At 69.5% G+C, this 21,519-nt stretch carries 24 protein-coding genes; 18 read left to right on the forward strand and 6 right to left on the reverse strand.

Translation table 11 applies throughout. The annotated features are described in order from the left end of the window. Window positions 1-74: 74 nt before the first annotated feature. The gene (locus RHOOR92_RS0115880; RefSeq protein ID WP_007511557.1) at window positions 75-1,055 is read right to left on the reverse strand and encodes a DUF2066 domain-containing protein; all 981 of its coding nucleotides are present in this window, start codon (window positions 1,053-1,055) and stop codon (window positions 75-77) included. A 167-nt stretch (window positions 1,056-1,222) separates the two neighbouring features. Between RHOOR92_RS0115880 and purM the strand changes: the two genes are divergently transcribed. From purM to RHOOR92_RS0115895, 3 genes are read left to right on the forward strand one after another with little or no spacing between them, the layout of a single operon-like run. Then, window positions 1,223-2,251: a phosphoribosylformylglycinamidine cyclo-ligase gene (gene purM / locus RHOOR92_RS0115885; protein WP_015448603.1), complete on the forward strand. Its 1,029-nt coding sequence runs from the start codon at window positions 1,223-1,225 to the stop codon at window positions 2,249-2,251. An 8-nt stretch (window positions 2,252-2,259) separates the two neighbouring features. Further along, on the forward strand, window positions 2,260-2,925 hold the full coding sequence (purN, locus tag RHOOR92_RS0115890; protein ID WP_015448604.1) for a phosphoribosylglycinamide formyltransferase: 666 nt from the start codon (window positions 2,260-2,262) through the stop codon (window positions 2,923-2,925). 34 nt (window positions 2,926-2,959) lie between these two features. Further along, window positions 2,960-3,667: a DUF3108 domain-containing protein gene (locus tag RHOOR92_RS0115895; protein ID WP_007511563.1), complete on the forward strand. Its 708-nt coding sequence runs from the start codon at window positions 2,960-2,962 to the stop codon at window positions 3,665-3,667. A 46-nt stretch (window positions 3,668-3,713) separates the two neighbouring features. Here RHOOR92_RS0115895 and RHOOR92_RS0115900 read toward each other — a convergent pair whose 3' ends face one another. Together RHOOR92_RS0115900 and RHOOR92_RS0115905 are read right to left on the reverse strand one after the other, a co-directional pair. Continuing rightward, complete coding sequence (locus RHOOR92_RS0115900) at window positions 3,714-4,550, reverse strand: DUF2182 domain-containing protein (protein ID WP_015448605.1); 837 nt, start codon at window positions 4,548-4,550, stop codon at window positions 3,714-3,716. Further along, window positions 4,547-5,455 carry a thioredoxin family protein gene (locus tag RHOOR92_RS0115905; RefSeq protein WP_231378416.1) on the reverse strand — a complete coding sequence of 303 codons (909 nt, stop codon included), beginning with the start codon at window positions 5,453-5,455 and terminating at the stop codon, window positions 4,547-4,549. Before RHOOR92_RS0115905 ends, RHOOR92_RS0115900 begins: the two co-directional genes overlap by 4 nt. A 102-nt stretch (window positions 5,456-5,557) precedes the next feature. Here RHOOR92_RS0115905 and RHOOR92_RS0115910 point away from each other — a divergent pair, with 102 nt between their 5' ends. Together RHOOR92_RS0115910 and RHOOR92_RS0115915 are read left to right on the forward strand one after the other, a co-directional pair. Next, window positions 5,558-6,778, forward strand: coding sequence for a hypothetical protein (locus RHOOR92_RS0115910; protein ID WP_015448607.1), 1,221 nt, complete (start codon window positions 5,558-5,560; stop codon window positions 6,776-6,778). A gap of 31 nt (window positions 6,779-6,809) precedes the next feature. After that, window positions 6,810-7,493, forward strand: a complete 684-nt coding sequence (locus RHOOR92_RS0115915) for a hypothetical protein (protein WP_027490695.1) — start codon at window positions 6,810-6,812, stop codon at window positions 7,491-7,493. A 117-nt stretch (window positions 7,494-7,610) separates the two neighbouring features. Here the strand turns inward: RHOOR92_RS0115915 and murA are convergent, their stop codons facing one another. After that, window positions 7,611-8,870: a UDP-N-acetylglucosamine 1-carboxyvinyltransferase gene (murA, locus tag RHOOR92_RS0115920; RefSeq protein WP_007511573.1), complete on the reverse strand. Its 1,260-nt coding sequence runs from the start codon at window positions 8,868-8,870 to the stop codon at window positions 7,611-7,613. An 84-nt stretch (window positions 8,871-8,954) separates the two neighbouring features. Next, entirely contained in the window at window positions 8,955-9,194 is a 240-nt protein-coding gene (locus RHOOR92_RS0115925; RefSeq protein ID WP_007511575.1) for a BolA/IbaG family iron-sulfur metabolism protein, read from the reverse strand. 204 nt (window positions 9,195-9,398) lie between these two features. Here RHOOR92_RS0115925 and RHOOR92_RS0115930 point away from each other — a divergent pair, with 204 nt between their 5' ends. The 13 genes from RHOOR92_RS0115930 to RHOOR92_RS0115990 all read left to right on the forward strand — a co-directional run bounded on the left by RHOOR92_RS0115930 (window position 9,399) and on the right by RHOOR92_RS0115990 (window position 20,518). Further along, on the forward strand, window positions 9,399-10,409 hold the full coding sequence (locus tag RHOOR92_RS0115930) for a KpsF/GutQ family sugar-phosphate isomerase (protein WP_007511577.1): 1,011 nt from the start codon (window positions 9,399-9,401) through the stop codon (window positions 10,407-10,409). Window positions 10,410-10,475: 66 nt separating this feature from the next. Next, a complete protein-coding gene (locus tag RHOOR92_RS0115935) occupies window positions 10,476-11,024 on the forward strand; it encodes an HAD hydrolase family protein (protein WP_007511579.1) in 549 nt (182 codons plus the stop codon). Further along, window positions 11,021-11,617 (forward strand): LPS export ABC transporter periplasmic protein LptC, encoded by a 597-nt coding sequence (gene lptC, locus RHOOR92_RS0115940; protein ID WP_007511581.1) that lies wholly within the window; start codon window positions 11,021-11,023, stop codon window positions 11,615-11,617. The genes RHOOR92_RS0115935 and lptC overlap by 4 nt, the downstream gene beginning before the upstream one ends. Next, window positions 11,580-12,158 (forward strand): lipopolysaccharide transport periplasmic protein LptA, encoded by a 579-nt coding sequence (gene lptA / locus RHOOR92_RS0115945; RefSeq protein WP_015448611.1) that lies wholly within the window; start codon window positions 11,580-11,582, stop codon window positions 12,156-12,158. The genes lptC and lptA overlap by 38 nt, the downstream gene beginning before the upstream one ends. 3 nt (window positions 12,159-12,161) lie before the next feature. Then, window positions 12,162-12,881, forward strand: coding sequence for an LPS export ABC transporter ATP-binding protein (gene lptB / locus RHOOR92_RS0115950; protein ID WP_007511585.1), 720 nt, complete (start codon window positions 12,162-12,164; stop codon window positions 12,879-12,881). Window positions 12,882-12,977: 96 nt separating this feature from the next. Next, a complete protein-coding gene (locus RHOOR92_RS0115955; protein ID WP_007511587.1) occupies window positions 12,978-14,441 on the forward strand; it encodes an RNA polymerase factor sigma-54 in 1,464 nt (487 codons plus the stop codon). Between the two features lie 150 nt (window positions 14,442-14,591). Next, window positions 14,592-14,915 (forward strand): ribosome-associated translation inhibitor RaiA, encoded by a 324-nt coding sequence (gene raiA / locus RHOOR92_RS0115960; RefSeq protein ID WP_027485014.1) that lies wholly within the window; start codon window positions 14,592-14,594, stop codon window positions 14,913-14,915. A gap of 149 nt (window positions 14,916-15,064) precedes the next feature. Continuing rightward, window positions 15,065-16,030, forward strand: coding sequence for an HPr(Ser) kinase/phosphatase (gene hprK / locus RHOOR92_RS0115965; RefSeq protein WP_027485015.1), 966 nt, complete (start codon window positions 15,065-15,067; stop codon window positions 16,028-16,030). Window positions 16,031-16,034: 4 nt separating this feature from the next. Continuing rightward, a complete protein-coding gene (rapZ, locus tag RHOOR92_RS0115970) occupies window positions 16,035-16,940 on the forward strand; it encodes an RNase adapter RapZ (protein ID WP_007511593.1) in 906 nt (301 codons plus the stop codon). A gap of 37 nt (window positions 16,941-16,977) precedes the next feature. Next, the gene (locus tag RHOOR92_RS0115975) at window positions 16,978-17,370 is read left to right on the forward strand and encodes a PTS fructose transporter subunit IIA (RefSeq protein ID WP_007511595.1); all 393 of its coding nucleotides are present in this window, start codon (window positions 16,978-16,980) and stop codon (window positions 17,368-17,370) included. Between the two features lie 8 nt (window positions 17,371-17,378). Beyond that, window positions 17,379-17,648, forward strand: a complete 270-nt coding sequence (locus RHOOR92_RS0115980; protein ID WP_007511597.1) for an HPr family phosphocarrier protein — start codon at window positions 17,379-17,381, stop codon at window positions 17,646-17,648. A 150-nt stretch (window positions 17,649-17,798) separates the two neighbouring features. Continuing rightward, the gene (ptsP, locus tag RHOOR92_RS0115985) at window positions 17,799-19,544 is read left to right on the forward strand and encodes a phosphoenolpyruvate--protein phosphotransferase (protein ID WP_027485016.1); all 1,746 of its coding nucleotides are present in this window, start codon (window positions 17,799-17,801) and stop codon (window positions 19,542-19,544) included. 170 nt (window positions 19,545-19,714) lie between these two features. Beyond that, window positions 19,715-20,518, forward strand: a complete 804-nt coding sequence (locus RHOOR92_RS0115990) for a hypothetical protein (RefSeq protein ID WP_231378417.1) — start codon at window positions 19,715-19,717, stop codon at window positions 20,516-20,518. Window positions 20,519-20,557: 39 nt separating this feature from the next. On the opposite strand, the gene RHOOR92_RS0115995 is transcribed toward RHOOR92_RS0115990, so the two are convergent. Beyond that, window positions 20,558-21,451, reverse strand: a complete 894-nt coding sequence (locus RHOOR92_RS0115995; protein WP_007511601.1) for a LysR family transcriptional regulator — start codon at window positions 21,449-21,451, stop codon at window positions 20,558-20,560. Window positions 21,452-21,519: the final 68 nt, after the last annotated feature.

Genomic DNA, 21,519 nt, shown 5'->3' on the forward strand with positions numbered 1-21,519 from the left:
GCCAGGATTGGTTATGCGTTACTTGAATAGTCCGCACAGGGATGTACGGGGTTTTGCGAGGGACTCGCATCCAGTCACCTCAGCCAGCGCAGGTTCGCATCCGCGCCCGGATGCGGCTCGCCCTGCAGCAGCAGGTGGCCGCTGGCGGCAAGGTTCGCGGCCAGCGCGCTGATCGGCGCGGACGCCTTGACGTACAGCAGCACGCCGTCGTTCTGCGCGCCCAGGGTCTGCACCAGCTTCACCGACGGATCGTCCTCAAGGGTCGCCACCAGGTTCGCGTAATCCATCGCCGAGTCCAGCCCGCTGACCCACAGCTTGCCCTCGCTGGGGCCCGCGCCGATCACATTGAGTTGCCTGCCGAGGCGATCGACCAGGCCGTTGCCGGCGTCGCCGAGCAGCGCCGCGTCGCTCGCGCCCTGGCCGCTCCAGCGTTGCGCCTGGCCGCCCGAAATCAGCGTCCAGTCGGCGCCACCCTCGCGCAGCTTGCCGAGCAGCACCAGGCCGGTGTGGTATTGCCGGTTGACCGCCATCAGCGCAGCCGGGTCGGCGGCGGCCACCTTGGCCGGATCGGGCACGTTGCCGTCAGGGTAGACCACGTTGGTGCCGCGCGCGCCGGCGGTCGCGGCCAGGCTGGCCAGCGCCGACTGGTCGAGCAGGCGGCCGTCGCTGCCCCGCACCAGCAGCAGCACCGGCGGCTTGATGCCGGCGCTCTGCACGCCCAGCTTCGACACCAACCGGCGCACCGAGCCCGGCTCGAACTCCACCTCCAGCACCAGCCCGGTCGCGGCACGCTGGTACTGGAATTTCTGCACCATCGAGGCCGCCTTGCCCAGCGCGTCGCCGTAGCCGGCGTTGCCGCGCAGGTCCTGGCCGCCGGCGACCCGCGTCAGCACCTGGCCCAGCGCGGTGGCGAACGCCTGGTCGCGCTGCGCGTCGCTGGTGTCGGCGACCGGCACGACCACCGCATACGGCGAGCTGGCAACCTGCGCGTGCGCGGCGGGCAACGTGGCAAAGACCAGCAGCAGGGTGACGATCAACAGACGGAACAGGCGCATGGCGTGGGTATCTTCTGGGGAAAGCTCGCCGGCAGTCTGCCCAATCGCGCCCCCTCCCGTCCATCGCGGTCGCCGCCGGGGCCACCGTGCCCGGCCGGCAGCGGCGCCACAAGCTGGTAAACTTGCGCGTTTCACCCACGCCGCAGATCCTGATCAAGGTCCTCGCCATGTCTGACGCCCTCACCTACCGCGCCGCCGGCGTCGATATCGACGCCGGCAATGCGCTGGTCGAACGCATCAAGCCGCTGGTCAAGCGCACTTTCCGCCCGGAGGTGATGGGCGGGCTGGGCGGTTTCGGCGGCCTCTTCGACCTGAGCGGCCGCTACCAGGAACCGGTGCTGGTCTCCGGCACCGACGGCGTGGGTACCAAGCTCAAGCTGGCGCAGACGCTGAACCGCCACGACACGATCGGCATCGACCTGGTCGGCATGTGCGTCAACGACGTGCTGGTGCAAGGCGCCGAGCCGCTGTTCTTCCTCGACTACTTCGCCACCGGCAAGCTGGACGTGGATACCGCAGTCGCCGTGGTCGGCGGCATCGCGAAAGGTTGCGAACTGGCGGGCTGTGCACTGATCGGCGGCGAGACTGCCGAGATGCCCGACATGTATCCTCCGGGCGAATACGACCTGGCCGGCTTCACCGTCGGGGCGGTGGAGAAGTCGCAGATGCTCAGCGGTGAAGGGATCGTCGCCGGTGACGTGATCCTCGGCGTGGCCTCATCCGGCCCGCACTCGAACGGTTATTCGCTGGTCCGCAAGATTCTCGAACGCGCCGGCAACCCGTTGGATCTCGATCTCGGTGGCATCAAGCTGGCCGACGCGCTGATGGCACCGACCACGATCTACGTGAAGTCGATGCTTGAACTCCTGAAGTCGGCCCCGGTGCACGGCATGGCCCATATCACCGGCGGCGGCCTGAAGGAGAACATCATCCGCGTGGTGCCGGACGGCCTCGGCATCGCACTGGATGCCGGCAGCATCGTGCTGCCGCCGGTGTTCGACTGGCTGATGCGCGAGGGCAACGTGGCGCGCGAGGAAATGTGGCGCACGTTCAACTGCGGCGTCGGCTTCACCGTGATCCTGCCGCGCGACGCGGTGGCCGGTGCCTCCGCGCTGCTGGCCAAGCACGGCCTGGCCAGCTCGGTGATCGGCGACATCGTGTCCGCATCGGGCGACCAACGCGTGCATATCGGCTGATCCGTTCCGTGTCGACCACGCCAGCCAAAGTCGCCGTGCTCGCCTCCGGCCGCGGCAGCAACCTCGCCGCGCTGCTGGAGGCGCAGGCGCGCGGCGAACTGCCGGTCGAGTTCGTGCTGGTCGGCAGCGACAAGGCCGGCGCCGGCGCGCTGCGGCTGGCCGAGGCAGCGAACATCCCGACCCTGGCACTGGACCCGCGCAGCCACGCGGACCGTCGCGCGTTCGACCAGGAACTGCTCCGGCGCGTCGCCGCCAGCGGCGCCGACTGGCTGGTGCTGGCCGGCTTCATGCGCGTCCTCGACGGCGCGGCGCTGAAGCCGTGGATCGGGCGCATCATCAACATCCATCCCTCGCTGCTGCCGAAATACCGCGGCCTGCACACCCATCGGCGCGCGCTGGAGGCGGGCGACGCCGAGCACGGCGCCAGCGTGCATTTCGTCACCGCCGAGCTGGATGGTGGTCCGGTCATCGCGCAGGCGTACCTGCCGATCGAAGCCGGCGATGACGAAGACCGACTGGCGCAGCGCCTGCTGCCGCTGGAACACCGGCTGCTGCCGGCCGTGCTCGGCCTGCTGGCCAGCGGGCGCCTGCAATGGGACGGTCGGGCGGCGCGCTTCGACGGCCGGCCACTGGCCGCACCGCTGCGCCTGGGCGACGACGGACTGCGGCCTTAGAGCCGGTTCAGCCCGCTCTGGGCAGACTCGGCGCATGACCATCCGACCCCTGCTCGCTCCCCTGCTCGGCCTCGGCCTGCTGCTCGGCGCCCGCGCCGCCACCGCCGCCGTGCCTGCCGCGTTCACCGCCACCTACGACGTCTCGCAAGGCGGCCAGCCGATGGGCCAGGCCACGATCAGCCTGCGCGCCGCCGGCCACGGCGAGTGGATCTACCGCAAGGACGTCAAAAGCACCGGCGGGCTGGCCGCGCTGCTCGGCGCCAGCGTCACGGAAAGCTCGCGCTTCCGCTGGAAGGGCGACGTGCCCGAGGCGATCAGCTACGACTACCAGCTGCAGACGGCGGTCAAGCAGAAGCAGCGCCACCTGGTGGTCGACTGGGCGAAACAGCAAGTCACCGTCGATGAGGGCAAGGGTGCGCAGACCTATCCGGGCAGCCCGGGCATGGTCGAGCGCAACACCCTGGCGCTGGCGCTGGGCCTGGCCTTGCGCGACGGCAAGCAGCAGCTCGCGCTGCCGGTCGCGGTGCGCCAGCAGGTGCAGGTACAGAACTTCAGGGTGACCGGCAGGGAAACCGTCAAGGTGCCCGCCGGCCGCTTCGACGCCAGGCGGGTCGACCGCACCGACGCCGACCGCGGCTTCAGCGCATGGTACGCACCCGATCGCTATCCGCTGCCGGTGAAGCTGTCGCAGCATGATGGCGGCGACATGGTGATGGAGCTGGTGAGTTACCGGCAGCCCTGAGCGACGGCGGCGGGCCACCCGCCTTGCCGCCGACCGCGGCACGCTGTCACACGCGCCCGATCGCCTGCGCGAGCAGGACCGCCCCGGCGCCGACGAGAACCACCCCGACGACTCGCGCCATCCGCTCGCCGGCCGGGGCCAGGCGCTCGAGGGTGATCCCCGCAAACACGGCACCCATCGCACGCAGATCCATCACGCCGATGACCAGCAGACTCGCGGTCAGGCCGACGCCGCAAAGGTTGCAATGCAGACCGAACCGAAGACCGCGGCGCCAGGCCCGGCCCGCCGATCGCGGCACCGCCTGCGCGAACCCCGGCGCCCCGCGACAGCAGGCGAGATGGCGCGCCTTCCACCGGCTGAACTGCAGAGCGCCGGCGGCCAGGACGACCATGCCGGCGAGAACGGGGACGGCGCGAGCCAGCAACGGCAGGCGCATGGCCAGCGTGGCCAGCATGCCGCCCAGCGGAAACACGGCGACGCCGCACACCAGCCACGCCGTGAAGTAGCCGGTGGCCACCGCTGCCGTCAGTCGCCCCGGCCTCGCCACCCCGTTGTCGCCGAATGCCTGATGGCAGCGCCACAGCACCGGCATCAGCGAGGGCAACATCATGGCCACCATCATCGCCATCCACATGCCGAGGAACGAAACGGCCGCAGCCGGCCAGCTGCGGCCGTCCAGTTGCAGCCATACCATCGACATCGTCCAGCCGCCGGGCATCGGCATCCCGTCCATCGTCGACATCATTGCGCCACCGGCGATCGTCGCGGCCACGCTGGCGAGGAACAGCAGCGTAACCACGGCGAGAAAGCCCTGCCCGCGGCGGATGCGCCGCGGAACCGCCCTCGCCGCGACGTCCGCCGGACCGCTCGCGAGCGGCCTCATCGCGGCTCGTACTCGTCGTGCCGGCGCCACCACATGCCTGTCTCGTTGCGCCCCGCCGGCGCGCGGTCCAGCCACTGATACATGCCCCAGAGGCCGTCCAGTCCGCGCGCGTAAGTGGAATAGGTGTGATGGACGACGCCGTCTTCCAGCGAGAACGCGCTCAGGCCCGGCCGCTCGCGCAGGTAGGTGTTCACGTCGGTCCCGGTCATCATGGCGTTGTGCACCGGCGGTGCCGCGTCGCCGGCATCCTTGCCCATCTGGAAAGCTATCTGCGACGCCGGCGGTTCGCGCAGGTAGTTGTAATCGATGCCTCCTTCGCGCTGCTGCTGTTCGGTGAACGAGACGTTGAAATCCGCGTTGAAATCGCCGCCGGACGAGGACGCCCACGGGAACGTCCATCCCATCCGCCGCTTGTACGCCTGCAGCTTGGCGAGCGGCGCGCGCGAGACCGCGCACAGCATCACGTCATGGTTCGCCAGATGAATCGCAAACCCGTTGAAGCCGTCCGCGATCGAGGAACAGGTCGGGCAGCCCGCCGTGTAGTCCGGTCCGAACATGAAGTGGTAGACGAGCAGCTGCGAGCGCCCCCGGAAGAGCTCCGCCAGCGAGGCCTCGCCCTCGTCGGTGGCAAATCGGTAGGCCTTGTCGATGCGAACCCATGGCAGTTCCCGCCGCCGCCGCGCCAGCTCGTCGCTGCGCCGGGTCAGCTCCTTCTCCGCCTTCAGCAGTTCAAGCCGTTGTTCGAGCCACTGCTCGCGGGTTCCGATGGCATGTGTCGTCATGTCGTTCTCCTGTGCCTGGTCGCGCCGGATCGGGCTGCGCGATGGGTCATGGGTTCTGTCCGCGTCGCCTGGCGCGTCGCGGTGTCGGGTGGGTGTCGGCACGCTTCGCTCGAAGTCGGCCACCGGCTCGTCCCGCGTTGACGAGAGGGCCGGGCGATAGACTACGCAGCAACCCTCGAACGGCGGGAGTGACAAGCGTGGCGCGATTGAGATGAGGGAGCGGCGATGGACTCGCTGATCACGGCCGCGGCGCAGGCACTGGCGACGGGCGATCCGCTGGGCGCGTTGAAGCGCGTCGCCCTGCGCGACGATGCGCCGGCGCTGGCGCTGCGCGGCATCGCCATGGCGCAGCTCGGCGATTTCGAGCGGGCGAAGCTGTTGCTGAAGCGCGCGGCACGCGCCTTCGGCGCGCGGGAGGCGGTGGCGCGCGCCAGGTGCGTGGTCGCCGAGGCCGAAGTCGCACTGGCCTCGCGCGAGCTGGGCTGGCCGGCCAAGGCACTGGACGCTGCGCGCGCGACGCTGGAAGCACACGGCGACCGCGTGAACGCGGCACATGCGCGATACCTCGAGGTACGTCGCCAGCTGCTGCTCGGCCATCTCGACGACGCCGAACGCCACCTCACCGAACTCGATGACGCCACCTTGCCGCCCGCGTTGCAGGCTGTCCACGCCTTGGCCAGCGCGGGGATCGCCCTGCGCCGCCTGCGCACCACACCGGCGCGCATGGCACTGGCGCACGCCGACCGTGCGGCGCGCCGCGCACGCATTCCCGCGCTGCTGGCGGAAGTGGAAAGCACCCGCCTCATGCTGGACGCGCCCGCGGCACGCCTGCTCGCCGAGGGCCGCGAGCGACCGGTCCGGCTGCACGAGATCGAGGCACTGCTGGCCTCGAAGACCCTCGTGGTGGATGCCTGCCGGCATGGGCTGCACGGGCCCGATGCGACCGTGGCGCTGGCGAGTCGTCCGGTGCTGTTCGCGCTCGCGCGCGCACTGGGCGAAGCGTGGCCGGCCGAGGTGCCGCGGGACGTGCTGATCGCACGCGCGTTCCGCACGCGGTTTGCGGATGAGACGCACCGGACCCGGCTGCGGGTCGAGATCGGGCGGCTTCGCGGCGCAGTGCGCCAGCTGGCCGACGTGCGCGCGACGAAGCACGGTTTCGTGCTGGCGCCGCGGCGCGTCGACAAGGTCGCGGTGCTGCTGCGCGCCGTCGAGGAACCGCATGCCGCGGTGCTCGCCCTGCTCGCCGATGGCGAATCATGGTCCAGCTCGGCCCTGGCGCTGGCCCTGGGCAGCAGCCAGCGCACCGTGCAGCGGGCGCTCGACGCGCTGGCCGCCGCCGGCAAGGCGCACGCACTGGGTCGCGGGCGCTCGCGCCGCTGGGTCGCGCCACCCGCCCCGGGTTCCGCGACGAGCTTGTTACTCCTCGCCCCGCTGCCGGGCGATTAGGATGTCGGCATCGACTGACGGGAGTACGGGCATGAAGCGTTCAGCAGCACACGTTGTCCGCGAATACGGCCCCTTCACGGGTGTCCGCAGCGTGGGCGGGGTCAGCCATGACGGCAGCCGGGTGTGGATCGCCGCCGGATCGACGCTGCAGGCCATCGATCCGGCGAGCGGCCAGACGGTGCGCACGCTGGAGGTCGCCGCGCACGCCGGCACCACGTTCGACGGCGAGCACCTGTACCAGATCGCCGAGGACCGCATCCAGAAGATCGACCCGCAGACCGGCCGCGTGCTCGCCACCATCCCGGCGCCCGGTGGCGGCGGCGATTCGGGGCTGGCCTGGGCCGAAGGCACGCTGTGGGTGGGCCAGTACCGGGATCGCAAGATCCACCAGGTCGACCCCGACACCGGAACCGTCCTGCGCAGCATCGAATCCAACCGTTTCGTCACCGGCGTCAGCTGGGCCGACGGCGAGCTCTGGCACGGCACCTGGGAAGGTGACGAGAGCGAGTTGCGGCATATCGATCCGCAAACGGGCGAGGTGCTGGAAACGCTCGACATGCCCACCGGCATGGGCGTGTCCGGGCTGGCATCCGATGGCGGCGACCAGTTGTTCTGCGGCGGCGGGGACAGCGGCAAGCTGCGCTGCATCCGCAAGCCTGCACGCGGTCCCGCGACGGCCGGCCCTGCGGAAGCTCACGCCGTCGCGGGCGAGTAGTGGCGACGACGGCGGACGATAGCCGACGACCGCGATCGACCGGCCTGCGGCTCGCCCGGCGACGCACCAGGGTTGATCCGCAGGGCGTTGCGGCGCCCCGGCAACGCCGTGGTTGCCTCAGTTCGGCAGGCGCCTGATCTTCGCGCCCAGCACGCCGAGCTTCTCTTCGATGTTCTCGTAGCCGCGATCGATGTGGTAGACGCGGTCGACCACGGTATCGCCCTTGGCCACCAGCCCGGCCAGCACCAGGCAGGCCGAGGCGCGCAGGTCGGTGGCCATGATCGGTGCGCCGCTCATCTGCGCCACGCCATGCACCACCGCGGTGTTGCCTTCGAGGCGGATGTCGGCACCGAGCCGCTGCAGCTCGTGCGCGTGCATGAAGCGGTTCTCGAACACCGTCTCGGTAACCACGCCGGTGCCTTCGGCGACGCAGTTGAGCGCGGTGAACTGCGCCTGCATGTCGGTGGGGAACGCCGGATACGGTGCGGTGCTGACGTTGACCGCCTTCGGCCGGCGCCCGCCCATGTCCAGCTCGATCCAGTCGTCGCCGGTGGAGATGTGCGCGCCGGCATCTTCCAGCTTGGCCAGCACCGCGTCGAGCGTATTGGCCCGCGCGTGCCGCGCGCGCACCTTGCCGCCGGTCATTGCCGCACCGACCAGATAGGTGCCGGTCTCGATGCGATCGGGCAGTACGTCGTGTTCGGCCCCGTGCAACCGCTCGACGCCATGGATCACCATGGTCGAGGTGCCGGCGCCTTCGATCTGCGCACCCATCGCGATCAGGCAGTGGGCCAGGTCGACCACCTCGGGTTCCTGCGCCGCGTTTTCGATCACCGTGGTGCCCTGGGCCAGGGTAGCCGCCATCATGATGTTCTCGGTACCGGTGACGGTGACCATGTCCATCACGATGCGGGTGCCCCTCAGCCGCGACGCCTTCGCCTTGATGTAGCCGTTCTCGACCGTGATCTCGGCGCCCAGCGCCTGCAGGCCGCGGATGTGCTGGTCGACCGGACGCGAGCCGATCGCGCAGCCGCCCGGCAGCGACACCTCGGCCTGGCCGAAGCGCGCCACCAGCGGGCCGAGCACCAGGATCGAGGCGCGCATCGTGCGCACCAGGTCGTACGGCGCCACGCAGGTGCTGGTGGTGCGCGGGTCGACGTGCATCTTCATGCGGTCGTCCAGCACCAGCTGCACGCCCATCTGGCCGAGCAGTTCGATGAAGGTGGTGACGTCATGCAGGTGCGGCACGTTGCCGATGCTGACCGGCTCGTCGGCCAGCAGGCAGCCGGCAAGAATCGGCAGCACGGCGTTCTTGGCGCCGGAAATGGCAACCTCGCCATGGAGCGGCGTGCCGCCGCTGATCAGAATTTTGGCCATAAGTCAGGGAATCGGGAGCCGGGAATCGGGAGTCGGGAATCGGGAGAAGCAGTGAGGGCGCGGGTGGAAGGCTTTCGCCATTCTCTACTCCCTATTCCCTGCCTCCTCGGGTGTCAGGGTCTTCAGCGCCAGCGCGTGGATCGCGCCGCCCATCTGCTCGCCCAGCGTGGCGTACACCAGCCGGTGCCGCGCCAGCGGCAGCTTGCCGGCGAACTGGCTGGCGACCACGGTGGCCTCGAAATGCACGCCGTCGGCGCCGCTTACCTCCACCCGGGCGCCGGGCAGGCCGTTTTCGATCATCGCCTGGATGCGGGCTGGGTCCATCGGGAAAGGTTCCATGCGGGAGTCTGGGCAGGCGGCGGCTTCCGCGGCGAGCGGAACCCATTGCGCGGGCTTATGACGTTAAAATGCGAACATGCCATGGTAATGGAAATCCGCTGGCGCAGAAATGACAGCGGTCCCAGGCCGGCCCGGACACGCGGCACGCCGTGGCCACCCGGGCACCTTCCGCCCCTTCATCGAGCCTCCATGAACGCACGCATCGCCCCCACCACTCCGATCAACCTGCACCCGGATGTGATCATCCGCAGCGCACGCACGGTGATCGCCACCGAAGCGGCCGCCGCGCTGGCGCTGGAGCCGCGGATCGGGCCGGCGTTCGTCGAGGCCTGCCGGCTGATCCTGGGCTGCCGGGGCCGCGTGGTGGTCAGCGGCATGGGCAAGTCCGGCCACATCGGGCGCAAGATCGCCGCCACGCTGGCCTCCACCGGCACGCCGGCGTTCTTCGTGCACCCGGGCGAGGCCAGCCACGGCGACCTCGGCATGATCCTGCCGCAGGACGTGGTGCTGGCGATCTCCTACTCCGGCGAGACCGACGAGCTGCTGTTCATCCTGCCGGTGATCAAGCGCCAGGGCATTCCGCTGATCGCGATCACCGGCCGCCCGACCTCGTCGCTGGCGACCCAGGCCGACGTGCACCTGGACGGCAGCATCTCCAGCGAAGCCTGCCCGCTGGGCCTGGCACCGACCACCAGCACCACCGTGGCGCTGGTGCTGGGCGACGCGCTGGCGATCGCGCTGCTGGAGGCGCGCGGCTTCACTTCCGACGACTTCGCCCGCTCGCACCCGGCCGGCGCACTGGGCCGGCGCCTGCTGCTGCACATCAGCGACGTGATGCACAGCGGCGACGAGGTACCGCGGGTCGCGCCCGACGCCAGCCTCACCGCCGCCCTGGTCGAGATGACCCGCAAGCACCTGGGCATGACCGCCGTGGTCGACGCCGACCAACGCTTGCTGGGGGTCTTTACCGATGGCGACCTGCGCCGCGCGCTGGACGACGACGGCGTGGACCTGCGCGGTGCCACCGTGGCCGAACTGATGACGCGCGGCCCGAAGACGATCGGCGCCGACAAGCTGGCGGCGGAAGCGGCGCAGCTGATGGAAAAGTACCAGATCCACGCGCTGCTGGTGGTCGACGACGAGCAGCGCGTGGTCGGCGCGCTGAACATTCACGATCTGCTCCGTGCGCGTGTTGTCTGATACGGCTTGCCGCATCAGACCAATCAAACACGCCGCTCTTGATCCTGCTCTCCCAGAATCCCGCCCGTGCCCACTGATTACCTGACCCATCTCCCCACCGAGCTCCTGACCCGCGCCGCGAAGGTCCGCCTGGCGGTGTTCGACGTGGATGGCACGCTGACCGACGGTCGCCTGTGGTACGGCGAGGATGGCCGCGAGACCAAGGTGTTCCACGTGCACGACGGGCTCGGCCTGAAGCGCTTGCAGGCGAACGGCATACAGGTGGCGCTTATCACCGCGCGGATCAGTCACCCGGTCGCGCTGCGCGCCGAGGAACTGGACATCGCCCACGTCTACCAGGGCCAGGGCGACAAGCGCGCCTGCCTGCGGGAATTGCTCGACGCGCTGCAACTGGCGCCCGAGCAGGCCGCCTTCACCGGCGACGACCTGCCCGACCTGCCGCCGATGCGCCTCGCCGGCCTCGCCGTGGCGGTGGCGAACGCGCACCCGTGGGTAGCCGCGGCGGCGCACTGGCAGACCGCCAAGAGCGGCGGCATGGGCGCGGCGCGCGAGGTGTGCGACCTGATCCTGCACGCGCAAGGCAAGAGCGCCGTCGAGCGGGAGCATTGGCAGTGAACCTGCGCCTATGGCTGCGCGACCGGCGCCTGCCGGCCGCGACCATCGCCATCGCGCTCGCCGCGGGCGTGGCCCAGCTGCTGCTGTGGTGGTTCGGGCCGGCGCCAAAGGCCAGCGATTTCGTCGGCCCGCCGCGTTCCAGCTACACCCTGACCGACGCGCGGATGACCGAGTTCAACGCCGCAGGCCAACCCGGCTTCCACCTGCAGTCGCCGCACCTGGAGCGACGCGAGGGCGACGATTCGCTCTACCTCAACGCCCCCACCTTCCAGCTGCCGGCCCACCAGGCCGGCGTACCGGACTGGCAGGGCCAGTCGCTGTACGGCTGGGTCAACAAGGATGGCAGCCAGCTCAAGCTGCAAGGCCCGGTGGAGATGCACCGCGAAGCGTTCGACGACACGCCGGCGACCCGCATCCAGACCGCCGACGTCACCGCTTGGCCGAAGCAGAACCGGCTGGAAACCGCCGCCCCGGCGCAGATGGTGCAAGGCGGCACTAGAATCAGCGGTATCGGCATGCGTGCCGACCTCAACGACAAACACCTGGAGTTACTCGATGACGTCCATGCCACCTTCCCGCCGCGCCAGCGCTAGGTTCGCGCTTGCCATCGCGGTCCTGGGCCTGTTCGCGGCCCAGCCGGCGCTGGCCAGGAAAAGCGACCGCCAGCAGGAAATGCAGGTCGCCGCGAAGCATTTCGATGGCTTCCAGAAACCGAACAGCGTCAGCACGCTGACCGGCAACGTGGTGATCACCCAGGGCACGCTGAAGGCCACCGGCGCGCAGGCCAAGGTGTACTTCGACGCCGACACCCAGATCAGCCGGGTCGTCATCACCGGCAGCCCGGCCCATCTCGAGCAACTGGACGACAGCGGCAACCTGATCCTGGGCGACGCCGCCACGCTCGACTATGACAACCTCAAGGGCATCGCGGTGCTCAGCGGCAACGCCTCGGTCACCCAGAAGGGCCGCGGCGACGCGCGCGGCGACCGGCTCACCTACAACACCGAGACCAGCCAGATGACCGGCGAGAGCGCCGGCGACGGCCTGGTCCACATGACCTTCAAGCCCAAGCCGCAGCCGGCCGCCGCGCCGGTCCCGGCCACCAGCAGCCCGACCCCGCAGGGACAGCCGTAACCGATGCTCTCCGCCGAAGGTCTGCAGAAGAGTTTCAAGTCGCGCCAGGTCGTCAAGGATTTCGGTTTCTCGATCCGTGAAGGCGAAGTGGTCGGCCTGCTCGGCCCCAATGGCGCCGGCAAGACCACCTGCTTCTACATGGTGGTGGGCCTGATCGAGGCCGATGGCGGCACGATCAAGCTGGACAAGCTGGACATCACCGGCGCGCCGATGCATGCGCGCGCAAAACTGGGCATCGGCTACCTGCCGCAGGAGGCGTCGGTGTTCCGCCGGCTCAGCGTGGCCGACAACATCATGGCGGTGCTGGAACTGCGCGACGGTCTGACCGCATCGCAGCGCGACGCCGAACTGGAAAACCTGCTGGACGAACTGAAGATCGCCCACATCGCCGGGCAGAAGGGCATCAGCCTGTCCGGCGGCGAGCGGCGCCGGGTGGAAATCGCCCGCGCGCTGGCCGCCAACCCGCGCTACATGCTGCTGGACGAGCCGTTCGCCGGGGTCGACCCGATCTCGGTCGGCGAGATCCAGCGCATCGTGCGCCACCTCAAGGAACGTGGCATCGGCGTGCTGATCACCGACCACAACGTGCGCGAGACGCTGGGCATCTGCGACCGCGCGTACATCCTGAACGAGGGCGAGGTGCTGTCGCGCGGCACCCCGGCGCACATCCTCGCCGACGAAAAGGTGCGCGAGGTCTACCTGGGCCGCGAATTCCGCCTCTGAATTACCTGCCGCGGCCGTTTTCGACCCGGGCCGCGGCTATGGCCGCGCCCGCGGGCACGGGTTAGGATTGAGACGATCCCCCTCGACCCGGCTGGCATGAAACCCGCACTGCAGTTTCGCCTCCACCAGCAGCTGACCCTGACGCCGCAACTGCAGCAGGCGATCCGCCTGTTGCAGCTGTCGCAGCTGGAGCTGGAAGCCGAATTGCGCCAGATCGCCGAGAGCAACCCGTTGCTGGAGTTCGCCGAGGAAGTCGAGGACGACGAGACGCTCGAGAGCAGCGAGCCCGAGAGCGACTACCCCAGCGTCGAAGCGGTCGCCGCCAGCAGCAGCGACGACGGCGAGGCCAGCGACTGGTCGGACGGCGGCGTGGCCGAAACGCCGATCGACTTCTCCAGCAGCAGCGTCGGCAGCAGCGGCAGCAGCGGCAGCGGTACGCGCGGCGACGAGGATTTCGAGCCGCAGAACGCCGCGCCGGAAACCCTGCAGCAGCACCTGCTGTGGCAGCTCAACCTGGCCTCGTTCAACCCGCGTCAGCACCTGATCGCCACCGTGCTGATCGACGCGCTGAACCCCGCCGGCTACCTGGCCGAAGGGCTGGAAGCCATCCTCGCCGCGCTGCCCGCCGACCTCGACGCCAGCATCGCGGAGATCGAGGAAGTGCGCCGCCGCCTGCAGGGCTTCGACCCTGCCGGCGTGGGCAGCATCGACCTGCGCGACTGCCTGCGCGTGCAACTGGAACAGTTCGACCCGGACACGCCGCAGCGCGAGCTGGCGCTGCGCATCGTCGACGACGAACTGGACCTGCTCGCGCGCAACGACATCGCCCGGCTGGCGCGGCGCCTGCGCGCCGGCGAGGACGACGTGGCCGCGGCCGCCGTGCTGATCCGCAGCCTCGACCCGCGCCCCGGCGCGGCGCTCGACGCCACCCCGGTGGAATACGTGGCGCCGGACGTCTACGCGCTGCGCGACGGCAGCCGCTGGCGGGTCAGCCTGAATCCGGACGCGCAGCCGCGGCTGGGCCTGAACCAGCACTACTGCGGCCTGATCGCCCAGGCCCGCGGCGAGGATGCCAGTTGGATGCGTGGCCAGCTGCAGGAAGCGCGCTGGCTGATCAAGAGCCTGGAATCGCGCGCCGAGACCCTGCTCAAGGTCGCCGAGGCGATCGTGCGGCGGCAGAGCGCCTTCCTCGACTACGGCCCCGAAGCGATGCACCCGCTGGTGCTGCGCGAGGTGGCCGAGGAAGTGGGCATGCACGAATCGACCATCTCGCGTGTCACCACCCGCAAATACCTGCACACCCCGCGCGGCACCTTCGAGCTGAAGTATTTTTTTTCCAGCGGCGTTTCCACCGAGGACGGTGGCAGCGCCTCGGCCACCGCGATCCAGGCCATGCTGCGCAAGCTGATCGAGGCCGAGGACGTGCGCAAGCCCTTGTCCGACCTGGCGATCGCCGAAGAACTGCAGCGCAAGGGCATCCAGGTCGCCCGCCGCACCGTCGCCAAATACCGGGAGGGGCTGCGCATACCTACGTCCAGCGAACGCCAACGCGCGGGCTGATTGTCGCAGGGCCGCCCGCGGGAACTTGCCTATCGCCAAAGTGTTCCCATAACAGCAGCAGGATGATTGACGATGCACCGTCGCCACCCCAGGCGCGGTACGTCCACCCCGCCGCGAAACGCGGCACTGCACCACCAGAGGAGGCGCCCCATGCAATTCCAACTCAGCGGCCAGCAGATCGAAGTCACCCCGGCCCTGCGCGACCACGCCACCGCCAAGCTCGACCGCCTCACCCGCCTCGACGACAAATTGAAGAGCCTCGCCATCGTGCTGTCGGTCGACAAGCTGCAGCACCGCGCCGACGGCACCTTGGGCGTGGTAGGCGCCACCTTGCACGCGGAAGCCACCGAGGCCGACATGTATGCCTCCATCGACATGCTGTTCGACAAGCTGGTCGCCCAGTTGCGCAAGTACCGCGAGAAGGTCGCCGACAAGCACCAGCGCGAGGCGCGCGACGAGCGCCAGTACGGCTGATCGAAACCACCTTCGGCCGACCGCGGCCCGCCCGTTCCAGGGCGGGCCGTTTTTCCCTCTGAACACGCGTATCCGTCCAAGCTGGCACAATGGCCGTGCCGCCGCCAACGCCCGTCGGGCACCGACATGCGGCGCAAGGGACCCAAGGTTTGGACCGGATCAGCGCGCGACAACTCTACGACGGCGTCCACGAACGCATGGCCCTGCGCTGGGTATCGGGCATGCGCGGGGAATCGCGCGCGCTCGAACCGGGCGCGGCACAGGCGCGCCGGCCCTCGCTGATCGGCTACCTCAACATCATCTACCCGAACAAGATCCAGATCATCGGCTCGGAGGAACTGAACTACCTCGACGGGCTGGATTCGCGCCAGCGCTGGGAAGTGATGCACAAGATCGCCGCCTACCAGCCGGTGGCGCTGATCGTGACCAAGGACCAGGCGGTGCCGGCCGACCTGCGCGAGGTCGCCGAGGAAACCAATACGCCGCTGTGGATCAGCCCCAAGCGCGGCCACGAGCTGCTGACCTACCTGCAGTACCACCTGGCGCGCACGCTGGCGGCGAAGATCACCCTGCACGGCGTGTTCCTGGAGGTGTTCTCGATCGGCGTGCTGATCACCGGCGAGGCCGGCTCCGGCAAGAGCGAGCTGGCGCTGGAACTGATCAGCCGCGGCCACCGGCTGGTCGCCGACGACGCCACCGAGTTCACCCTGATCGCGCCGGACGTGATCGACGGCAGCTGCCCGGAACTGCTGCAGGACCTGCTTGAAGTGCGCGGGCTGGGCGTGCTCAACGTGCGCGAGATGTTCGGCCACATGTCGGTCAAGGCCTCCAAGTACCTGCGCCTGGTGGTGCACCTGAAACCGCTGCGCGACGGCGAGCTCAACCCCGACGACGGCGGCGACGCGCTGACCCGCCTCACCGGCGACATCGGCCATCGCGAGGTGTTCGACGTGAAGGTGCCGATGATCACCATCCCGGTGGCCTCCGGCCGCAACCTGGCGGTGCTGGTCGAGGCCGCGGTGCGCAGCCACGCCTTGAAGAGCAAGGGCATCGACCCGGCGCAAACCTTCATCGACCGCCAGGCGCACCAGCTGCGCCGCCTGCCCCCATGGTGAAAGCATGAGCGACGACACCCGCCCGCCCGGCACGCTGGCCGACCCGCACGAGATCCACCTGATCGTGCTGACCGGCATGTCCGGCGGCGGCAAGACGGTGGCGCTGCGCGCGCTGGAGGACCTGGAGTTCTACTGCGTCGACAACCTGCCGTCGGTACTGCTGCCGCAATTGGTCAACGCCGCCACCAGCGGCGACCGCCGCGGTCGGCCGCGGCGCATCGCGGTGGGCGTGGACGTGCGCAACCGCGGCACCGATTTCGCGCACATGCCGACTGTGCTGTCGGAGCTGGCCGGCGCCGGCGTGCAGGTGCACCTGATCTTCCTGGACTGCCGCGACGACGTGCTGATCAAGCGCTATTCGGAAACCCGCCGCCGCCATCCGCTGGCCACCCGCGGCGTGTCGCTGGCCGACGCGATCGTCGAGGAGCGCCGGCTGCTGCGCCCGCTGATCGCGATCGCCGAGAAGGTGATCGACTCCAGCGAGCTCAACGTGCACCAGCTGCGCCGGCTGGTCGCCACCGGCTACGCGCAGGCCACCGAAGGGCTCACGCTGATGTTCCAGTCGTTCGCGTTCAGGCGCGGGCTGCCGCTGGACGCGGACTTCGTGTTCGACGCACGCTGCCTGCCGAACCCGCACTGGGAGCCGCGCCTGCGCCCGCTGTCGGGCAAGGACGCACCGGTGCGCGAGTTCCTCGACGCCGCGCCGCTGGTCGGCGAATACTTCGCCGACACCGCGCGCTGGCTGGACGCCTGGCTGCCGCGCTTCGAACAGGACGACCGCAGCTACGTGACCATCTCGATCGGTTGCACCGGCGGCCGCCATCGCTCGGTCTACCTGGTCGAGAAGCTCGCCGCGCACTACCGCAGCCATCGCGAAGGCGTGCTCACCTTCCATCGCGAGCTGGAGTGACGATGACGACTCCTGCAAACACTTCGGGCCGCCGGCCATGAGCGTCGGCGTACTGCTGATGACCCACGAGGCGGTCGGCCAGGCGCTGATTTCCGCCGCGCACCACGTGATGCCGCGGCTGCCGCTGCAGGTGGCGGCGGTGGAAATCCCGCCCGAGTCGGACCCGGACGTGATGCGCCAGCTCACCGCGCGCCACGCGCGCGAGCTCGACACCGGTGCCGGCGTACTGGTGCTGGCCGACTTGTACGGCGCCACGCCGTGCAACATCGGCCTGTCGCTGGGCGCGCTCGGCGTACACCTGCGCTGCGTCTCGGGCCTCAACCTGCCGATGCTGCTGCGCGTACTCAACTATGCGGAAAAACCACTGGACGAACTGGCCGAGATCGCGGCCAGCGGTGGCCGCGGAGGAATCTTCATCGACCATGCCTGACTGCCATCATGCTTGAAAAGGAGATCGTCATCACCAACCGGCTGGGTCTGCACGCCCGCGCCTCGGCCAAGCTGGTACAACTGGTGCAGGGTTTCAAATCCACCGTGTGGCTGCTCAGCAAGGGCCGCGAGGTCAACGCACAGAGCATCATGGGCGTGATGATGCTGGCCGCCGGCCTCGGCAGCCCGCTGACCGTGCGCGTCGAGGGCTCCGACGAGGAGGCCGCGCTGGATGCGGTGGTCGCGCTGTTCGAGCGCAAGTTCGACGAGGGAGCATGAGATGCAGGGAATCGGAAACAGGGAATCGGGAATCGGGAAAAGCAGGGGGCGCGCGAGCACCCCGCTTCCTGCAGGCACCGTGCTGTCCGCTTTGCCTATTCACCGTTCCCTGCTCCCTACTCCCGCGCCTGGTCCCCACGGAGGCCAAGCGTGAGACACCTCCTCACCGGCACCATCGCCGCGCACGGCATGGCGCTTGGCCGGGCACGGCTGGTGCAGCCCAGCCGCTACATCGTCGACACCCGGCCGCTGGCCGAGGAAGAGATCGAGGGCGAGCTGGCCAAGCTGCGCCAGGCGCTGGACACCGCGCGACAGGAACTGCGCGAACTGCGCGGCAAGCTGCACGGCGCGCTGGCGCGCGAGGTCAACGAATTCATCGACGCGCACAGCCTGCTGCTGGACGACGCCGAGCTGTTGCGCGGACTGGACGATCTGGTGCGGATCGGCCGCTACCGCCCCGGCGCCGCGCTGAAGAAGCAGCGCGACCGGCTGTCCGCAGTGTTCGAGGCGATGGACGACCCCTACCTGCGCAGCCGCAAGGAAGACGTCGAGCAGGTGATCAACCGGGTGATTTCCGCGCTGCAGCGGCAGACCAGCCCGGAGGAGCGCAAGCTGGCCGCGCGCGTGGGCGAGATCCTGATCGCCGACAGCATTGCGCCGGGCGACATGGCGCAGCTGGCCGGCAACGGCCTGCTCGGCGTGGTCGCCAGTTCCGGCAGCGCGTACTCGCACAGCGCGATCCTGGCGCGCAGCCTGGGCCTGCCGATGCTGGTCGGCACCCGCGACGCGCTGTCCAACATCCACGACGACGACCTGATCCTGCTCGACGCCGAGCGCGGCGAGGCAGTCGTGCATCCGGCCGCGCAGGACCTGTCGCGCTACCGCGCCTGGCAGCGCGAGGCGGCGGCCGAAGGCCGGCGGCTGGCGAAGCTGGCGAATGCGCCCACGCGCACCCGCGACGGCGTCGAGATCGCCCTGCTGGCGAACGCCGAGACGCCGGCCGACGTGGCGCTGGCGCGCGCCCGCGGCGCCGACGGCGTGGGCCTGTACCGCACCGAGTTCCTGTTCCTCAAGCACAAGGGCCTGCCGTCGGAAGACGAGCAGTTCATCGCCTACCGCGATCTGGTGATGGGCATGGGCGGCCTGCCGGTGACCATCCGCACGCTGGACCTCGGCGCCGACAAGGCCGACGCCGCCGGCCTCACCCTGCGCGGCGAGGACAACCCGGCGCTCGGCGTGCGCGGCGTGCGCCTGTCGCTGCGCTACCCGGCGGTGTTCACCACGCAGATCCGCGCGATCCTGCGCGCCGCCTGCTACGGTCCGGTGCGCGTGCTGGTGCCGATGGTGACCCAGCCGGACGAACTGATCGCGGTGCGCACGCTGTTCAAGCTGGCGCGCCAGGACCTCAAGCGCGAGGCCATCGACCTGCCGGAGAAATTGCCGCTGGGCGCGATGATCGAGGTGCCGGCGGCGGCGATCAACGTGCGCGCCCTGCTGGAGCATGCCGACTTCCTGGCAATCGGCACCAACGACCTGGCACAGTACGTGCTCGCCGCCGACCGCGGCAACGACGCGCTGGAGAACATCTACAACCCGCTGCAGCCGGCGCTGCTGCGGCTGATCTCGCACGTGCTCACTTCCGGCCGTCGCGCGAAGAAGCCGGTCAGCCTGTGCGGCGAGATCGCCGGCGACGTGAACTTCACCGCGCTGCTGCTGCTGCTCGGGCTCGACGAATTCAGCATGCACCCGGCGCAGATCCTGCAGGTGCGCGACCGCCTCGCCACGCTCGACTACGCCCACCTGCGCCGCCACCTGCCCCGGTTGCTGCAGGCGCCTACCCACGAGCAGGCCGAGGCGATGCTGAACCAGATCGTGGACGCGGCCACCGCGCACTGAAACCCGGCCGCGCCGCCGCTTCGTCACGCATCGTTGTCCCGCGTTTTACATCCGCCGGCGCAGGCTCGCTGGTTCAGGGGCAGTCGTTGTGTGCCATGCGTCGCCGCCCGGAATCGGCACGACAACTCCGCATCTCATCGAACCGATCCATGGCCATGGGGAGTGTCATCATGAACAAGTCACTTGCCGCTGCAGTTCTGGGCGTATTGCTGGGAGCAAGCCTGATGCCCGCACCGGCGCTGGCGCAGAGCGCCTTCGACGGCACCTGGAAAATCGATCTGAACAAGGTCGAGATGCCGAAGAAGCCGGACGTCCTGCTGCTGCAGGACGGCATGTACCACTGCAAGAGCTGCGTTCCGCCGGTCAGCGTGAAGGCCGACGGCAGCGACCAGCCGGTCAGCGGCCATCCGTACTACGACACGATGGCGGTCAGCATCGTCGACGATCATGCGATCCACGAGATCGACAAGAAGGCCGGCAAGGTCATCGCGGACTCGACCATGACCGTGGCCGCCGACGGCAAGACGGCAAACTTCGAGTTCACCGAAAACCGCGGCGACAGCACCGCCCCGGTCACCGGCAACGGCACCATGCTGCGCGTGGCGAAGGGGCCGGCCGGTGCGCACGCGATTTCCGGCTCGTGGCGCACCAAAAGCTACGGCAGCGTCTCGGACAACGCGCTCACCCGCAGCTACAAGGTCGATGGCGACACACTCCACATGCATACGCCCACCGGCGAGTCGTACAGCGCGAAGATGGACGGCAGCGACACGCCCTACCAGGGCGATCCCGGCACCACCAGCGTCGCGGTGAGGAAGCTCGGCCGGCGCACCGTGCAGGAGACCGCCAAGCGCGACGGCAAGGTCATCAGTGTGGCGAAGATGACCGTCGCCGCCGACGGCAAGAGCATGACCATCGCGGTCGACGACAAACTCCACGACAGCCATATGTCGTTCGTGGCGATGAAGCAATGAGTCCCGGCGCGCGCAGGCCAGGGATGGCCTGCCGCCGGCTCAGCGGCCACGGCTCGGGTCGATCCCCTCGAGGAACGCGTCCAGCAACGCGCCGCGGTACTGGCGCCGGTGCAACAGCAGCGAGAGCTTGCGGCGCAGGTCGAGGAACGGCGTCTTCAGCGCCTTCAGCCGTCCGGTCGCCAATGCATCGGTCACCGCCACCGCCGGCAGGCAGGCGATGCCGAGGCCGGCTACCACGGCCTGCTTGATCGCCTCGATCTGATCGAGTTCCAGCACGGTTTCGCCCGGCGGCAATTGCGCCAGCACGCGTTCGCTGGTGGCGCGCGTGGCCGAGCCAGGCTCGCGCAGCACCCAGCGTGCGCCGGCGAAATCCGCGGGCTTCAGGCCGCGCCGGCGCGCCAACGGGTGTTCCGGCGGGGCGCACACCACCAGTCGGTCGTCGCGCCACGGGCGCACCTCCAGCAACGGATGCGCCACCGGACCTTCGACGCAGCCGATGTCCAGGCTGTGCTCGAGCATGGCGGCGGCGATCGTCTCGGTGTTCGCCACGCGCAGGCGGATCGCCACCTGCGGATGCGCACGCACGAAACCGCCGAGCAGTTCGCCGACCAGGTAATTGCCCACCGTGTTGCTGGCGCCGACGCGCAGCTCGCCGGAGAGCGCCGCGCCTTCCTCACGCCCGCGACGGCCGAATTCCGCGTGCCGCTCCAGCAGCTCCTGCGCCAGCGGCAGCAGTTCGCGGCCTCGCGCATTCAGGCGCAGGCGGCCGCGTTCGCGGTCGAACAGCGGCGCATCCAGCTGCCGCTCCATCTCCGCCAGCGCCATGCTGGCCGCCGGCTGAGTCAGGTGCAGGCGTTCGGCGGCGGCGCGCACGCTGCCGTGCAGCGCGATCTGCACGAACACGTCCAGCTGGCGCGGGCTGATGTTGACCATCGACCGATATTATCAGCTTGCCTTATACATTCGATCATATATTCCAAATTTTCCTGATCGCCATGCGG

Origin of the sequence: Rhodanobacter sp. OR92 (genome assembly GCF_000427545.1) — a bacterium.
Taxonomy (GTDB): Bacteria; Pseudomonadota; Gammaproteobacteria; order Xanthomonadales; family Rhodanobacteraceae; genus Rhodanobacter; species Rhodanobacter denitrificans.

Coding starts and splice junctions, on each gene's coding strand:
- murA (WP_007511573.1), bottom strand. CDS start 8,870: ATGGCCAAAATTCTGATCAGCGGCGGCACGCCGCTCCATGGCGAGGTT.
- RHOOR92_RS0115880 (WP_007511557.1), bottom strand. CDS start 1,055: ATGCGCCTGTTCCGTCTGTTGATCGTCACCCTGCTGCTGGTCTTTGCC.
- RHOOR92_RS0115980 (WP_007511597.1), top strand. CDS start 17,379: ATGCTTGAAAAGGAGATCGTCATCACCAACCGGCTGGGTCTGCACGCC.
- RHOOR92_RS0115975 (WP_007511595.1), top strand. CDS start 16,978: ATGAGCGTCGGCGTACTGCTGATGACCCACGAGGCGGTCGGCCAGGCG.
- RHOOR92_RS0115995 (WP_007511601.1), bottom strand. CDS start 21,451: ATGGTCAACATCAGCCCGCGCCAGCTGGACGTGTTCGTGCAGATCGCG.
- lptB (WP_007511585.1), top strand. CDS start 12,162: ATGCTCTCCGCCGAAGGTCTGCAGAAGAGTTTCAAGTCGCGCCAGGTC.
- lptA (WP_015448611.1), top strand. CDS start 11,580: ATGACGTCCATGCCACCTTCCCGCCGCGCCAGCGCTAGGTTCGCGCTT.
- RHOOR92_RS0115910 (WP_015448607.1), top strand. CDS start 5,558: ATGGACTCGCTGATCACGGCCGCGGCGCAGGCACTGGCGACGGGCGAT.
- RHOOR92_RS0115915 (WP_027490695.1), top strand. CDS start 6,810: ATGAAGCGTTCAGCAGCACACGTTGTCCGCGAATACGGCCCCTTCACG.
- raiA (WP_027485014.1), top strand. CDS start 14,592: ATGCAATTCCAACTCAGCGGCCAGCAGATCGAAGTCACCCCGGCCCTG.
- RHOOR92_RS0115990 (WP_231378417.1), top strand. CDS start 19,715: ATGAACAAGTCACTTGCCGCTGCAGTTCTGGGCGTATTGCTGGGAGCA.
- RHOOR92_RS0115930 (WP_007511577.1), top strand. CDS start 9,399: ATGAACGCACGCATCGCCCCCACCACTCCGATCAACCTGCACCCGGAT.
- RHOOR92_RS0115955 (WP_007511587.1), top strand. CDS start 12,978: ATGAAACCCGCACTGCAGTTTCGCCTCCACCAGCAGCTGACCCTGACG.
- RHOOR92_RS0115900 (WP_015448605.1), bottom strand. CDS start 4,550: ATGAGGCCGCTCGCGAGCGGTCCGGCGGACGTCGCGGCGAGGGCGGTT.
- RHOOR92_RS0115925 (WP_007511575.1), bottom strand. CDS start 9,194: ATGGACCCAGCCCGCATCCAGGCGATGATCGAAAACGGCCTGCCCGGC.
- RHOOR92_RS0115895 (WP_007511563.1), top strand. CDS start 2,960: ATGACCATCCGACCCCTGCTCGCTCCCCTGCTCGGCCTCGGCCTGCTG.
- purM (WP_015448603.1), top strand. CDS start 1,223: ATGTCTGACGCCCTCACCTACCGCGCCGCCGGCGTCGATATCGACGCC.
- rapZ (WP_007511593.1), top strand. CDS start 16,035: ATGAGCGACGACACCCGCCCGCCCGGCACGCTGGCCGACCCGCACGAG.